12 protein-coding genes are annotated in these 15,669 nt (G+C 61.3%); 10 read left to right on the forward strand and 2 right to left on the reverse strand.

Annotation, left to right across the window (positions count from 1 at the left end; translation table 11 throughout):
• Positions 1-470: 470 nt before the first annotated feature.
• Positions 471-1,682: an acyltransferase family protein gene (locus JQ572_RS05175; RefSeq protein WP_211381871.1), complete on the reverse strand. Its 1,212-nt coding sequence runs from the start codon at positions 1,680-1,682 to the stop codon at positions 471-473.
• A complete protein-coding gene (locus JQ572_RS05180; protein WP_211381872.1) occupies positions 1,682-2,998 on the reverse strand; it encodes a hypothetical protein in 1,317 nt (438 codons plus the stop codon). The genes JQ572_RS05175 and JQ572_RS05180 overlap by 1 nt, the downstream gene beginning before the upstream one ends.
• Before the next feature lie 142 nt (positions 2,999-3,140).
• On the opposite strand from JQ572_RS05180, the gene JQ572_RS05185 reads away from it, so the two are divergent.
• From JQ572_RS05185 to JQ572_RS05230, 10 genes are all read left to right on the forward strand, one after another.
• Positions 3,141-4,490, forward strand: coding sequence for an O-antigen ligase family protein (locus JQ572_RS05185; protein ID WP_211381873.1), 1,350 nt, complete (start codon positions 3,141-3,143; stop codon positions 4,488-4,490).
• 61 nt (positions 4,491-4,551) lie between these two features.
• Positions 4,552-5,214: a hypothetical protein gene (locus tag JQ572_RS05190; protein WP_211381874.1), complete on the forward strand. Its 663-nt coding sequence runs from the start codon at positions 4,552-4,554 to the stop codon at positions 5,212-5,214.
• A gap of 101 nt (positions 5,215-5,315) precedes the next feature.
• Positions 5,316-5,915, forward strand: a complete 600-nt coding sequence (locus JQ572_RS05195; RefSeq protein ID WP_211381875.1) for a transglutaminase-like cysteine peptidase — start codon at positions 5,316-5,318, stop codon at positions 5,913-5,915.
• A gap of 156 nt (positions 5,916-6,071) precedes the next feature.
• Positions 6,072-6,599, forward strand: a complete 528-nt coding sequence (locus JQ572_RS05200) for a hypothetical protein (RefSeq protein ID WP_211381876.1) — start codon at positions 6,072-6,074, stop codon at positions 6,597-6,599.
• Positions 6,600-6,605: 6 nt separating this feature from the next.
• The gene (locus JQ572_RS05205) at positions 6,606-8,819 is read left to right on the forward strand and encodes a polysaccharide biosynthesis tyrosine autokinase (RefSeq protein WP_211381877.1); all 2,214 of its coding nucleotides are present in this window, start codon (positions 6,606-6,608) and stop codon (positions 8,817-8,819) included.
• A 118-nt stretch (positions 8,820-8,937) separates the two neighbouring features.
• Positions 8,938-9,585, forward strand: coding sequence for a hypothetical protein (locus tag JQ572_RS05210; RefSeq protein WP_211381878.1), 648 nt, complete (start codon positions 8,938-8,940; stop codon positions 9,583-9,585).
• A 245-nt stretch (positions 9,586-9,830) separates the two neighbouring features.
• A complete protein-coding gene (locus JQ572_RS05215) occupies positions 9,831-10,841 on the forward strand; it encodes an NAD-dependent epimerase/dehydratase family protein (protein WP_211381879.1) in 1,011 nt (336 codons plus the stop codon).
• A gap of 160 nt (positions 10,842-11,001) precedes the next feature.
• Positions 11,002-12,318: a UDP-glucose dehydrogenase family protein gene (locus JQ572_RS05220; RefSeq protein WP_211381880.1), complete on the forward strand. Its 1,317-nt coding sequence runs from the start codon at positions 11,002-11,004 to the stop codon at positions 12,316-12,318.
• 142 nt (positions 12,319-12,460) lie between these two features.
• Positions 12,461-14,935: an ATP-dependent helicase HrpB gene (gene hrpB, locus JQ572_RS05225; RefSeq protein WP_211382417.1), complete on the forward strand. Its 2,475-nt coding sequence runs from the start codon at positions 12,461-12,463 to the stop codon at positions 14,933-14,935.
• 128 nt (positions 14,936-15,063) lie between these two features.
• Positions 15,064-15,576, forward strand: coding sequence for a TIGR02281 family clan AA aspartic protease (locus tag JQ572_RS05230; protein ID WP_211381881.1), 513 nt, complete (start codon positions 15,064-15,066; stop codon positions 15,574-15,576).
• Positions 15,577-15,669: the final 93 nt, after the last annotated feature.

The raw sequence follows: 15,669 nt of genomic DNA on the forward strand, positions 1-15,669 counted from the left end.
CCCCCGCCTCTGCGCCGCCTGAGCGGGCAAGCCTCGCACGGTTCGAGACCGCGTGGCGTCGCATCGAAACGCAAGGCGGGCGGTTCAAGGCTTCAATCCGTGCGGTTCCCGTCCGACGGCTGGCGATGGCCGATCGCGGTGTTCATTCGATCTTAGCCCTCGTGGACGTATCGGCGGAATCAGGGCGAATTGCTCAACGCCCCTTTTACTGTTCCCGGCCTAGGCTGATCGAAAGGCAAAGAAGAGTAAGTATGAGTTAACCAAGGGGAGGTTGGAATGAAGGCAAAACTCACGCGCGACAGCGCGAGGGCGCTTGTCGACGCCGGTTACATGCCTTTGTCGCATTATATAGAGATGTTCGGTGAGGACGGTCCGCCAGAGACGATCTCGCCCAGCATCGTCCCGAAAAAACGGCGTAGCGCGCCGGCCAAAAAGCTCCCGGTCGAGGCAGGTCGGGTGAAGCACGACCGTCACTCACGCCGGCGTCCCTGACGATCGAGCGGGACGTGGTCGCTCGTATTTTCTTGCAAGAGGGGACTGGCGACCGCGCTCTGGACTTCGACCGAAGTCTTCCGGCCGCCCGTGCGAAGGCGGGCTGCGATGGCGTTCCGTAGCCGGACCTCGATCAGCTCATAGGTGATAGTCGAGGCAACGAACGAGGACAGCAGTCCGAGGGCGACGAACATGGGCCAAACCACCCATGATGAGTAGCCATGGGAAACCAGCCGTGCCCCGACAACCTGCAGCGGGTAGAGCGCGAACGGGTGAACGAGATACAGGCTGTAGCTGATCTTGCCGACGAATTGTGGTGCAGCTTTCGACAGCAACTGCGCAATGGTCGAGGCCGGGTTCAGGACTGTCGAAAACAAGATGAGGCCTGGAAGCAGCCCCAGGAACGGATGAACATACTCCAGCAGCATGTACGTCAATGCCAGGCACGTGAAGCTGAGCAGCAGTCCCGATGCGCCTCGCGCTCCGATGCGCAGGTCGATCGCCCTTAGCGCGAACCCGACCAGAAAATAGGCCGAGATCGGAAAGTAGAGAACGGTGATGGCGCCACCAAGCACGAGCAGGGCGGTAACCGGCCGGGAGCGCGTGGCGAAATAAAAACCCGCCGCGAACCACAAGTAGAAGACCCACTCATATGTCAGCGTCCATGCGTTCTGCTGCCCAAGCGGTAGATGCAGAACGTCGGGAAGGAAGAGCAGGTTCGCGAGGAAGATCTTCGCGTAGTCCAGCGCATCGATGCCCTTGAAGAATTTGTATCCGACCAGCGGCCCGATGGCGAAGAGCGCGAGATGAAGGATGACAAATACAGGAAGGATGCGCAGACAGCGGTCGACGAAGAATTTCGAGACCACCTGATGCCGGACCAGGCTGGCTGGGATCAGGTATCCGCTTATCATAAAGAACACTTCGACCCCGCGGCCGAAGGTTGCAATGGTCGCATCGAACCACGACGGCACCGGCGGCAGAAAGCCGGCGATGAGGGGCATGTCATAGAGATGGACGAGCAAGACGCTTAGCGCGGCAAGGCCACGCAGCCCTTGGATCGACGGTTCAAAAAGCTGAGCTTGGGCCGTAGAGCCGTGCGGCCCGAAGATATTGCGCCTGCTGTCGGATATCCTCTTGGCGAGATACTTCGCCCTCCCTGCGCCCAAAGGACGATCAAGAAGAGCCATCACCCGCTTGCAACCTTTAGGAGCTGCGGCGGCTGTCTGTTCGCATTGCGGTTCACATGCGGGAGCGGGGACGGCTTTCCAAAAACTTCGCTGAACGCCATCGTGATCACCAGTAGACCGCTCGCAGGGCCGTAGCCGAGAACGGTTATGGTGTAGAAATTCATCACAAAGATGGCAGTGAGCTTGTAGATGTCGCGGGTCCTTGCCACGGCCATGATCACGAAGATCACGAAGATCACGAAGATCGGACCGAACATCAGGTAGGTTCCGATGTAGAAATTATCCACGGGTACGTAATAGCTGGCCTTATTCGAGAACAGTTGCTGAGGATAGTTGAAGCAGCCCAGCCCGCAGCCGGTGAAGTATCCCAGAGGCATCAGATCGTTCATATAGACGAACGGCAGCTGCCAGCTGTTGTTGATGCGATCCTGCAGGCTGTACAGGCCCTTTGCGATCCTCCCCAGATTGGTCCCGCTGAACGCCAGCATCAAAGCAGCTGGGACGAGAAGGCAAAGGAAGGACCAGAGCGCGAGCGAACGAAGCGCAGCGAAACGATGTCGTTCGCCGAATGCGCGAACCAGCAGAAGGGCGCCCAGATAGATCACCAGGACGCCCAGCGCGGTCTTGTTGGTCGAGACCTGAATCGCATAGAGCGCGGGACCCGCCCAAAGCAGGCACCATAGCACGCTCTTGCGAATGGAGGTGAAGACATAGGTTATCAGGACGAAATATGCAGCCATGGTGCTGTCAGCGGCGAACCCTGAAATGCGACTTTCGCCGCCCGTCCACCAAAGTCGTGCCGCAGTTCGCGTCGCGCCGAAAGATTCGTAGGAGAAGGCGACCCATGGCAGCCGCGAATGCGCGGACCAAAAAATCCCGATCATCGACGCGAAGAAGAGAAAATATATGATGTTCAGCAGAACTTTTTGGTCCTTGAACTCGCGGCCGCAAAAGCAAAATCCGACAAAGGCGGGCGCGATCATCTTCATGGAAGAGGCCAACCCCTTCACCTCTCCAAGGAACACGTATCCGAGGAAGAGCGCGAAGGCCGTATACAGGACGAGCAGAATGGCGACGATGCTGCCTTGCTTGAACGCATATCTGTACGTGAATGCTCCGACGCAGGCGAATGCAAACACGTCGGGAACGAACCACAGAGCGTCCAGGTGAGTCAGACTCGCATAATAGCGGAAGACGCCGGCAAAAGCGTCGCGGCTGAAATAGAGCAGCACCGCGAAGCCTTCCAGGGTAGGCAGGGCCCAGGCCGCAGGTGTGACCTCGCGTTTTTCCGCTGCCAGCGTCGTTGGTTGATCCATCGTAGGGCCTTCGGTTAGATCGCGCGTCTTGTAAGGGACCAATATGACCCATCGGTAGCGTAGCAAATTGTCTCGATTTTGGTCATTCTACACATCTGGCTCAAATGATCGTCGATTCCGCAGCTTGCCTATAGAATTTTCAGTGCATCGTATATCCCGGTTCATCGCAGTCGCAGTCTTTGTAATAGTCCCTTTGCCGTTTGGGTCGGTCGATCTGATCTGGACCTGGATATGGACGTCGCTTCTGCTTGCGAGTCTGCTAACCGCCAATCTCTCCCGGGTTTGCAACTCGGATTTCTGGGTTATCGGGCCGACGGGCGCTGTTCTGCTGCTATTGTGTGCGCTCGCGGTTTTTCAGATCTTCCCCGGGGTCAGTGATGCGCTCGCTGATCCTTCCTGGCGGGTTGCCAGGGACATTGCGGGAGTGACGGAGCCGAACCGTATTTCAGCCACGGCATCGGTGCCATGGATCGGGTTCGGTTCTTGCTTGCTCTTTGTACTCGCGTTCTTGCGTGCCTATCTGCTTGCCACCGACGAGGAGGCGGCACGGCAGACGTTGAAAACGATCGCGTATGCGGGATTCGCCTACGCGCTATATGGCATCCTGGCGCATCTCGCGGCGCCGAGCGCGCTGCTCTGGAGGAGCAAGGAATACTATCTTCCTTATGCGACGGGAACGTTCGTGAACCGCAACACTGCTGCCGTTTTTTGGGGCAGCTGCTCGATCTTGTTCTTGGGCCGTCTTGCTCGGATTGCATCGGACGCTCTGGTTGCCAAGCAGCCGCGTCGGCACGGTTCGCGTTCATTTACAGACCATCCTGCCACCCTTGCTGGGGGCTTTCTGACATGTCTCGTCGCCACCGGCATGACCGGCTCTCGTGCCGGGGTTCTATTGACCCTGTTCAGCCTTGCCTGCCTCGCCAATCTCCATCTCATGCAACTTCGGTTCCAATCCAGGCATTACTGGCTGGGAGCGGGAGCCGTCGCGGCTGCAACCCTCGTGGGGTTCCTTCTGATCGGCGGAAGTGTTGTCGGCCGGGTTAGTCTGTTCGGCCTAACTGACGGTCAACGTGCCGAAGTCTATCGGACGGCACTGGAGATGTTGCGCGGGCATGAATTGCTCGGCATAGGCATTGGAAATTTCGAGACTGCATTTCCGCCTCACCGCCCGGCAAGTCTTGGCAGTCAGGGCATCTGGGACAAGGCGCACAGCACGCCGTTGGAAATGATGATTTCGGTCGGGCTTCCGTTGGGAGCGACAATTTGCGCCATCGCCGCTTTCTTCTGGGGGCGGATGCTCTGGGGGACTTTCTCGAGGCTGCGCGACCGAGACATTCCCGCCACCGCTGCCTCGGTGTTTCTGCTCGGGGTGTTGCATTCGTGTATTGATTTTTCACTACAAATTGCTGGATTTGCGGTGATATTCGCGGCAATTTCGGGCTGCGGCCTGGCTCAGTCGATATCCACGACCCGACGTCCGCAAAAAATTTAGGCAATTTACCACTCGTTAAATTTACTCAACCGCTCCCCGGGAAATCCTGTATGTCTAATCGATGTTTTTTCTTGGAAGGAATTGGGGTTTCCAGATGCGCATGATACCCGGTTTGGTGATTGCATTGCTGCTGGCGCCATCGACATCGAATGCGGCGACCGCCGTTGACGTGGCCTGCGTACCTCTTTCCGGAGGCGTGACCGCTGAAAAGGCAACTCAGTTTCTCGATAATCCGCCTGGGCTGTTGAGTGGAATCCCCGAGGGGGAAGAAGGCAGGCTGTCCGCAGCAATTCGAGACTTCGCCTCGATGCGCCCCGAGACGGTGGAGGGCATTGGATCGCTATCGAGCGCCAGTTCTCCGGCGCAGAACCGAGCGATTGGCGCTGGACTTGGAACGGCCGCATCGACATGCGTGCTCAGTCGGCCGACGACCGCCATGGCAATCCAGGCCGCTGTCCTGAAGACCGAGAATAGCGATCTCATTCAATCTTTCGTAAGCATCACCGGCGATGTCCCGACGAACGTCGTTCCCGGCTCCGATCCAAACGGGGATTCGATCTTTGGCGGCGGGCGCAGTACCTCTCCGGTCCAGTCCCCTGGCGCGGTAAGTACTTCCGTGAGCAGCACTTTTACTGCGGCCTCGGCTCCGGCTTCGACGACGTTCTTCTCGGCGGCCTCGGCCACCTCGATCAATCCGCTCGCGCAGACCAGCCCGACAAACTGAACGAAGCGAGCCATTTAGACGCAATTTTACGAAATTGCGCAATCGGGTCGAGAACTTTCGAGTCTACCGTCGAGCGATCGAATGTATCGCGGGAGGCGGTGATGAAGCATCTGGTTGCAGCTCTGTTTGTTCTAAGCTCTTCGTTGCCGTGCCTTGCGGTTGAGCAGGGAGCGAGCAAGGGAGTGTTCCTGAAGGAGGCTCAGAACGTTCTGGCTCCGTTGCAGTTTGTGAAATTCTGCATGAACTACTCGAGCGAGTGCGCGCAGAGCTCGCCTGAAGCGCGATTGCCGGCTCAGGATGTCGCTCTTTCGACCCTCGCCGAGGTCAACGCGAGCGTGAACCAAGCCATTTCGCCTGTGCAGAAATCAACCGATCCGCTGCTGGCGCGTTGGACGATCTCGCCTTCGTCGGGAGATTGCAACGACTATGCAATCACCAAGCGCCATCTGCTTCTCGCCAAGGGGTGGCCTGCGAGTGCCTTGCGTCTGGCGGTCGTCTATGCCCCCGCTGGAGGGCACCTTGTGTTGATCGTACGGTTGCAGGACGGTGACTATGTCCTGGACAATCTCGTGCCGGACGTGCGCGATTGGCGGAGATCGAGCTATCTATGGGTGTCGATGGAATCCGGCGAGGATCCTCGCTTTTGGGTTTCGATCGCCAAGCAAGATCACCGCGATTTTGCCGAGCTCGGGAACAGGTAAGGGCCGCCGCAAGCAGGGCGATCGGTTTTCTTTTGCAATGCACAAAGACTTGCCGTATTTATCCGTTAAGCGCGGATGATCCATGACATACGGTGAGACCAAGTGCTTCGTAGAGACCGCAATCGCCTGTTGTGCCTTTATTCGCGTACTCCGATCTTGGTGCGATCGCTCCTGGCCGTGGTGTGCTTCACACTGGCTGGTGCGCCGTCGGCAACGGCACATTGCCTGCCGTTGCTGTTGAGGACTCCGCCGGTCGAGCTTCGCGTTTTTGCGGCCGATCCGGCGCATCTTTTGAAGTACGCGAACAACGACAAGACCAAGCTCGAGGACAAAGTAACGGAGTATTTGGCCACCGACCCCGATCTGCTGCCCCAGATTGCAAAATTGATTTCATTGGCTCCAGGGTCGAATCGGTCGGCAATCGGACGCGGGCTTGCTCGAGCGGCACAGCATTGCGGCCCGATCGAGCCCAAGGTCGTGCAGAGCATCATCGATTTTGTACGAAGATCGCAGGACTCGTCGGTGAGCGCCGGATATGCGTCGATTGAGAGCGACGCACCTGTTCCGATTTCGGCGCCGAGCAAGCCGGTCGCCCAGTCCAACTCGTTATTCGAGGGAGAATGGAACATGGATGTCGGCAATCCGTTCGCCCCCGTCCCGCTTCCTCTCGAACTGCCGCGGTAGCGCAGCATGTATCAGCCGCGAAATTCTTTCGAGCCTGGGCAGTCTTCGTCGTTTCCGCTCAACACCGCCGTTTTGACGTTCGAGCGGACGCTCGACATTGTGCGCCGGCAGTGGCCGTTGATCGCCTCTGTCGTGGGCTTCTGTCTGGCTGTGGTGGTGGCGTACGCCCTGACGGCCACCCCTTATTACACGAGCTCCGTCAGTATTCTCGTGGATACCCGTCAAGCGGTTATGAACAAATCGACGGACGCGGCGAACAGCACGCTGATTGATCCCGGCTTCGTCGAGAGCCAAGTCGAAATTCTCACGTCCGACGACCTGGTGCGCTCGGTCGTAGATACGTTGAACCTCACCAGCGATCCTGAATACGTCCAGGGGGACATGATCTCCTACGTGGTTGGCTCAATCACCAATCTGCTCGGTCTCGCCGAGCCGGAATCCAAAGATTTTGTGAAGCGGATGGTGGTCGCCAGCCTCAAGAAAAATCTGAAAGTGGAGCGGGTCGGCGTCACCTATGTGCTGACAATGTCGTTTCGATCGACCATGCCTGAGAAGGCGGCGAAAATTGCGAACGCCCTGGCAGATGCGTACATGACCAGCGTCCTGGAAGCCAAGTACCAGTCGACGAAGCGAGCGAGCGAATGGCTGCAAAGGCGAAGCACTGAGCTGCAGCAGCAGGCGATGGAAGCCGATCGGGCGGTTCAGACGTTCAAGGCTGAAAATCACATCGTTGGGACGAGCAAGGGCTTGATGAACGAGCAGCAGCTCTCCGACGTCAATACGCAATTGATTCAGGCTCGCGCCAGCACCGCGGAGGCCAAGGCCCGGCTCGACAGAATCAACGCGATCACCGACCAGGATCTTGCTCAACCGACGGTGACTGACGCTCTTAGCAACACCGTGATTACGCGACTGCGCGCGCAATATCTCGATCTCGCCGCGCAGTATGCGGATTGGTCGAACAAGTACGGCAAGGAGCACCAGGCGTCGGTCAACCTGGCTTCCCGCATGCAGGAACTGCGGCGGGCGATAAAGGACGAGGTCAGGCGCATCGCCGATGCCTACAAGAGCGATTACGAGATTGCGCGAAGCAGGGAAAGTTCGCTCGAAACGGACCTTAACAAGCTCGTGGGCGAATCCGGCAGCGCCAGTCAGGCCCAGGTGAAGCTGCGCAATCTGGAGAGCGCCGCCGACACCTATCGGACGCTGTACAACAACTTCCTTCAGCAATTGCAGGAAGCGACGCAAAACCAGAGCTTCCCGATCAGCGAAGCCAGGATCATCAGCACGGCTCAGAAACCGGACAAGAAGAGCTGGCCGAGAACGGGGCTGCTGCTCCTGGGCGGGCTGATCGGAGGCCTGTGCTTCGGTCTCGGTGGTGCCGTCGGCAAGGAGTTGCTGACCGAGGTCCTGCGGACGCCATCTGAGGTCGAGACTGAGACAGCGCTGCAATGCCTTGGCACGCTGCCTGAGCTTCGTCCGGAGGCGTCGGATGGTTCGTCGTCGGACACGCGCGGGGCGGCGCTTACGCGATATGCGCTCGAGCATCCGTTCTCGCGGTTTGCCGAAACGCTTCGCAACATCAAGACCGCCGTCGACCTGTCGCGTCTGACGAGAGAGACGAACGTCATTGCCGTCGTCTCGTCACTTCCAAAGGAAGGAAAGACGACCGTTGCCGCGAATCTGGCGCATCTGGCCGCTCTCGCAGGGCATCGCGCATTGCTGATAGATGGCGATCTGCACACTCAGACATTGACCCGGAAAATCGCTCCCGGCGCCAAGTCTGGTCTCGTCGAGGCCCTCGCGGAGCCGGGGCAGTTCGAGCAGCACATCCAGGTCGACCGGCAGTCCAATCTTCACTTTCTGCCGTCGGTCGTGCGGGCGCGGCTGGTCAATTCGGCTGATTTGCTGTCTTCCCAGGCGATGTCGGATTTTCTCAAATCGGCGAGAAAAAAATACGACTACATCTTTGTCGACCTCGCTCCTGTGCTTCCCGTGACGGACGCCAAGGCGGTCGGACATTTGGTCGACGCCATCGTTTATGTGGTTGAGTGGGGCAAGACCCGCCGTGCGGCGGTGAACGAGGCCATCGTCGATCTTGAAGTGTTCAGAGGCAAGATCGTCGGTATCGTGCTGAATCGAGCCAATCCGAAAACGCTGAAGCGAATTGAGTCGTACAAGGGGCGGCACTATTCCGACTATTACGTCGAGCAGGCCTGAGAACAAGCACGGGTCCCGCCGCCCGTCGGCAGTATATGCAGCCATCATCAACGTCGTAGTCGCTGCGACGGCACTGGTCTGGCTGCTATCGGCTGCGAGTTATACATTTCGGCCCACGTTGCAGGATCTGGCCGAGCGTTTGAGCCGCGGCGAGAACTACGACAATGAGGTGCTCGAACGTATTGCGGCCCGTTACGACGACGCCTCGGGGGCATTTTGCGATCCCCGGCAGCGTCGCAACCTGCTGCTGGTCAATCTGCGGCTCCTGAGCAATCACCTCGAATCCGGCAACGTCGATTCGCTTGATGCGAGCCTGGAGAACGTGACGCGCTCGGCCAAACACCTGATCGCGTGCTCGCCCTCGGAATCGATCGCTTGGCTGGCGTTGTACTGGGCTGAAATTCGAGCCGCAGGCTTTGGCCCGACCGCGGTTTCCTATCTCACTCAGTCGTATCATTTCGGGCCGCATGAAATCTGGGTGCAACTTTTCCGCGCGCCGCTTGCGCTGCGCGCCTACAGCTTCCTGCCGGAAGACCTCAAGCGACAGACACGCGCCGATTTCGACGACATCGTTGGCGCCCGTCTCTTTCCAACGGCCGTTCTGATGTACCAGGCCGCATCACAAGCGACCCAAGCCGTGCTGCTCGAGGGCATGTGCGACGATCCGATCGAGGTGAGACTCATCTTCCGTCGCTTCGCCGAAGGTCGCGGGCTGCGCATCGCGCATGCGTGCTTTGCCGAGCCCGACCATCCAGCCCGCGGATAGTATTTTGCAAAGAAATGGCCGACGACGACCGCTTCTCGCCGTCGCGCGTGGAGCGCCGGCCTTTCGAACTGGCCCCCTGAGCTGCTGCTCCACATCGTGCATGCATCGCCATCGCGGCACGTCCGTCGCCGGACGATGGAGCGGAATGCCGCTCTCAATGCATGAAACGGCCGCAAAGCCGAGCCTTGCTTCGGACGTATCAGTCTGGCATTGCAGTGCGAGATGGATGAGGCGACGAGTTGATCATGGCTCCTGTGATTGTCACCGGTGCGGCCGGTTTTATCGGTATGCATCTATCTGAACGCCTCCTCGTGCGCGGAGAGGATGTGGTCGGCATCGATGCGATCACGGCCTACTATGATCCAGCTTTGAAACGCGCTCGACTTGACCGCCTGCAACGGTATCCCGGATTCAAGTCTTATGAGACGGACCTTGCCGATCCCGACGCCACGGCGCGGGTCTTCGAGGATGTGCGGCCCGACCGCGTGGTGCATCTGGCGGCGCAGCCCGGCGTGCGCGCGTCGATCGATGATCCCATCACCAGCATCCGCGCCAATTGTGACGGCTTTGTCACCGTGCTCGAAGCCGGCCGGCGCCACGGTTTGGCGCATCTCGTCTACGCTTCGTCGAGTTCCGTCTACGGCGCCAATCGCACCTTGCCGTATTCGACCGAGCATTCGGTCAACCATCCGGTCAGCCTCTATGCCGCGAGCAAGAAGGCCAACGAGCTGATGGCGCACACGTTCGCACATGTTCACAAGCTGCCGGTGACCGGCCTTCGCTTCTTCACCGTCTACGGTCCGTGGGGCCGGCCCGACATGGCCGCCTATCTGTTCACGCGCGCGATCTTCGCGAACCAGCCGATCAAGATTTTCAATAATGGCGATATGTGGCGCGATTTCACCTATGTCGACGACATCGTCGAGGGCGTGATCCGCACGCTCGATCGGCCTGCGACGCCGAATCCGGCGTGGAATGCCGAGCAGCCGGAAAACTCGACCAGCTATGCGCCGTACCGCGTCTACAACATCGGCAACAACAGGTCGGTCAAGCTGATCGAGTTCGTCGAGACGCTCGAGAAGATCATCGGCAAGCCTGCGATCCGCGAGCTTTTGCCGATGCAGGCCGGCGACGTCCTGGAGACGCGCGCCGACATTTCCGCCCTCCAGCGCGACGTCGGCTTCGCGCCGTCGACGCCAATCGCGGAAGGCCTCGCGCGTTTCGTCGAATGGTATCGAAAGTACCACGGCGTCTGATCGCCGAAGCGAACGGCAAGACACGAAAAAAATCGGGTGGCGACGGTTAAGGTTTGTTCAGTTCGCGCAGCATCCTGCCCTAATGTTGGGCGAGCGGCCGGGTAGAGAAATGGTCTAGGGTGTTCAGTGGAACATCCGTCTTCAACGGAAAGAGTTTTTCATGCGAATCGCGATGATCGGAACGGGCTATGTGGGACTGGTGTCCGGAGCCTGCTTTGCGGATTTCGGTCACGACGTCACTTGCGTCGACAAGGACGAGAAGAAGATTGCAGCGCTTCATCGCGGCGAGATCCCGATCTACGAGCCCGGCCTTGACGAATTGGTCGTAACCAATGTGAAGGCCAAGCGTCTCGACTTCACCACCGACCTGTCGAAGCCGGTGGCGGATGCCGACGCGGTGTTCATCGCGGTCGGCACGCCCTCGCGCCGCGGCGACGGCCACGCCGATCTGTCCTATGTCTACGCCGCCGCGCGCGAGATCGCGCAGTCGCTGTCAGGGTTCACCGTCGTGGTGACGAAGTCGACCGTGCCTGTGGGCACCGGCGACGAGGTCGAGCGCATCATCCGCGAGACCAATCCGAAGGCGGATGTCGTCGTCGCCTCGAACCCCGAATTCCTGCGCGAGGGCGCGGCGATCCGCGACTTCAAGTTCCCCGATCGCGTCGTCGTCGGCACCTCCGACGAGCGCGGCCGCAAGGTGATGGGCGACATCTATCGCCCGCTGTCGTTGAACCAGGCACCGCTGATGTTCACGGAGCGCCGCACCGCCGAGATGATCAAATACGCCGCGAACGCGTTCCTCGCGACCAAGATCACCTTCATCAACGAGATCGCGGATCTGTCGGAAAAGGTCGGCGCCAACGTGCAGGAAGTCGCGCGCGGCATTGGCCTCGACAACCGCATCGGCACAAAATTCCTGCATGCGGGTCCCGGCTTCGGCGGCTCGTGCTTCCCGAAGGACACCAAGGCGCTGATCAAGATCGCGCAGGACTACGACGTGAGCTTGCGCATCGTCGAATCCGTGCTGGCGGTCAACGAGAACCGCAAGCGGGCGATGGCGCGGAAAGTGAGCCAGGCGCTCGGCGGTAGCTTGCGCGGCAAGACCATCGCCGTGCTCGGGCTCACCTTCAAGCCCGACACCGACGACATGCGCGACGCGCCGTCGATCCCGCTCGTGACCGGCCTGATCGACATGGGCGCGAAGGTCAGGGCGTTCGACCCCGTTGGCATGGAGCAGGCCAAGGGTGAACTTCCCGCCATCACCTATTGCGACGACGCCTATTCCTGCGCGGAAGGCGCCGATGCTGTCGTCGTCGTCACCGAATGGGTGCAGTTCCGCGGGCTCGATCTCGACCGGCTGAAGAGCGTCATGGCTCAACCCGTCGTCGTCGACCTCCGCAATATTTTCCGCCCCGAAGACATGCGTGCCGCCGGCTTCACCTACGAGAGTGTCGGCCGCCCCTCCGCGCAGGGTTGATCGCGACATATGATTGTCATACCCCGCGAAGGCGGGGTATCCAGTAATCCCGATCTTCGCAATGATTGGGACCTCAGTTTACTGGATCACCCGTCCCGGCACGCAATCGCGCGCAAGGCGGGTGATGACGGGACCCAAATACTTGCCCCGCAGCTTCGACACGCCCCTCCCGATCGATGCCGTGCTCGACGATTTGTCGCGCACCCTTGATCAGCATAATGCCGCCGTGCTGGTGGCGCCGCCGGGCGCCGGCAAGACCACGCGCGTGCCGCTGGCGCTGCTCGATGCGCCCTGGGCCAGGGGCAAGAAGATCATCGTGCTGGAGCCGCGCCGCATCGCCGCGCGCGCCAGCGCCGACCGCATGGCCAAGTCGCTCGGCGAGCGCACTGGAGAGACCGTCGGCTATCGCGTCCGCTTCGGCTCGAAAATCTCGCGCGCAACCCGCATCGAGGTGGTAACCGAAGGCATCTTCACCCGCCAGATCCTCGACGATCCCGAACTCTCCGGCATCGCCGCGATCCTGTTCGACGAATTCCATGAGCGCTCGCTCGATGCCGATATAGGTCTCGCGCTGGCGCGCGACGCGCAACTCGGCCTGCGCGAAGATCTGCGTATCCTCGTGATGTCGGCCACGCTGGACGGCGCCCGTGTCGCCAAGCTGCTGGGCGATGCACCCGTCGTCGAGAGCGAGGGCCGCGCCTTTCCGGTCGAGACGCGCTATCTCGGCCGCAAAGCGGATGCTCCGATCGAGCGGCAGATGGCGGATGCGATCGCGTCTGCACTGCGCGCCGATGGCGGCTCGGTGCTGGCGTTCCTGCCGGGCGCCGCCGAAATCCGCCGCACCCAGAATCTCCTCGCCGAGCGCGTGCAGGATGCCAGCATCGAGATCGTGCCGCTGTTCGGCGCGCTCGATGCCGCCGTGCAGGACCGCGCGATCTCGCCGGCGCCCAAGGGCACGCGCAAGGTGGTGCTGGCGACCTCGATCGCGGAGACGTCGCTGACGATCGAAGGCGTGCGCATCGTGGTCGATTCCGGCCTTGCCCGCGTGCCGCGCTATGAACCGGATATCGGACTGACGCGGCTCGAGACCGTGCGCGTCTCGCGCGCGGCGGCGGATCAACGCCGCGGCCGCGCCGGCCGTACCGAGCCTGGCGTCTGCTACCGGCTCTGGGACGAGCCGCAGACGGCGTCGCTTGCCCACTACACCCAACCGGAAATCCTCAGCGCCGACCTGTCCTCGCTGGTGCTCGATCTCGCGCAATGGGGCGTCGCCGATCCCGCGGCGCTGTCGTTCCTCGATCCGCCGCCCGCGACGGCCTGGAAGGAAGCCAAGAGCCTTTTGACTGAGCTCAACGCCCTCGATGGCGACGGCCGCATCACCGCGGAAGGCAAGAGCCTGCGCGCATTGGCCCTGCCGCCGCGGCTGGCGCGCATGATCGTGGATTCGCATCGCGCCGGCGAGGGCGAAGCCGCAGCCGAGATCGCGGCCATCATCACCGAGCGCGGGCTCGGCGGCGACAGCGTCAATCTCGAGCACCGCCGCGATCAGTTCCGCCGCGATCGTTCGCCGCGGGCAGCGAGCGCGCGCGACCTGGCGCGGCGTTGGGCCTCGCAGGTGGCGGCGTCGGAGAAGGCGGGGCAGCAGGATGATCTCTCCACCGGCCTGATGCTCGCCTACGCCTTCCCGGATCGCGTCGCGCGCAACCGCGGCAATGGCAGTTTCGTGCTCGCCAACGGCCGCGGCGCTGCCGTGGAGCAGACCTCATCGCTCGCCCGCGCGCCGTACGTCGCAATTGGCGAAATGACCGGAACGGCCGCGAGCGGACGCATCCTGCTCGCCGCGCAAATCAACCAGGACGAGATCGAGCGGCATTTCGCTGAGCATATCGAGAGCGTGGACGAAATCTCGTTCGATCGCGGCGCGATGGCACTGCGCGCGCGGCGCAAGCGCGCGCTGCACGCGATCACGCTGTCGGAGGCGACACTTGCCGTGTCGCCCTCGGAGGATACCGCGCGCATCTTCGCAGATGGGCTGATCGCCGCGGGCCTCGACCGGCTGCCCTGGTCGAAGGCAGCGAAACAATGGCGCGACCGCGTGATGTTCCTGCGCAAGGCGGAAGGCGCGAGCTGGCCCGATCTCTCCGACGACGGGTTGATCGCGCGGCAAAATGATTGGCTGGTGCCGGCGCTCTACGACAAGATCGCGCTGAAGGACATCTCCGCCGGCGATCTCTCCGACGCGCTGATGGCGCTGCTGCCTTGGGACATGCGCGCGCGGCTCGACCGCGAGGCGCCGACGCATTTCGAGGCGCCGACCGGGAGCGTGCTCGCGATCGACTACGAGGCCGAGCAGGGGCCCACCATCGCGGTCCGGCTCCAGGAGTTGTTCGGCCTCAACACCCATCCCTCGATTGCGGCGGGCAAGGTGCCGCTGGTGCTGGAATTGCTGTCGCCGGCGCAGCGCCCGGTGCAGGTGACCCGCGATCTCCCCGGCTTCTGGCGCGGCAGTTACGCGGCCGTACGCTCCGACCTGCGCGGCCGCTATCCGCGCCATCCCTGGCCGGAGGATCCCGCGAGCGCGCTGCCGACCCGGCGCGTGAAACCGCGCGGGACGTGAGGTTCGCGAAGGCGCATTAACCGTTCGCTCATCCTTTTCGTCAAAATGACACGGGCTTGGCCGTGGCTAAGCTCGCCGGCAGGCGTGTCGCGTGGTGAAATCGAGCTTTCGGGCTCGGAAGTGGTGTGATGCGTAACATAATGATCCTCGCGGCGATCATGATCGGCCTCGGCACCTTCATGGCGCAGATGGCGGACAAGATGAGCTCCGCGTCCGCCACCTCGGTGCCGCGCACGACGGTTGCGGTCGCGGCGAATGCGCCGACAGGCGGCCGCAGCCTGGCCATTTCCCGCGATGGCCGTGGCCACTTCCAGGCCGAGGGCCGGATCGAGGGCCAGCGGATCGGCTTCATGGTCGACACCGGTGCCTCCGTGGTGGCGCTGAACGAGACCTCGGCAGCGCGCTTCGGTCTGCGCCCCTCGCGCAGCGAGTACAACGCCACCGTCTCCACCGCCAACGGCACCATCAAGGCCGCCCGCACCCGCATCGCCATGCTCGACGTCGGAGGCCTCATCGTGCGTGACGTCGACGCCATGGTGTTGCCGGACGAGGCGCTGTCCGAAAACCTGCTCGGCCTCTCCTTCCTGTCCCGCCTCAAGCGCTTTGAGTACGCCAACGGCCAGATGGTGCTGGAGCAGTAACGATCTCCCAAAGGCCGCTGAGCCCGTATATTTCAAGAAACGTCTCTATTTCGACTGCTCACGGTCGGATTTTGTCCGTTACCAAACTGCCGC

Source organism: Bradyrhizobium sp. SZCCT0153 (assembly GCF_018129995.1).
GTDB classification, from domain to species: Bacteria; Pseudomonadota; Alphaproteobacteria; order Rhizobiales; family Xanthobacteraceae; genus Bradyrhizobium; species Bradyrhizobium japonicum_G.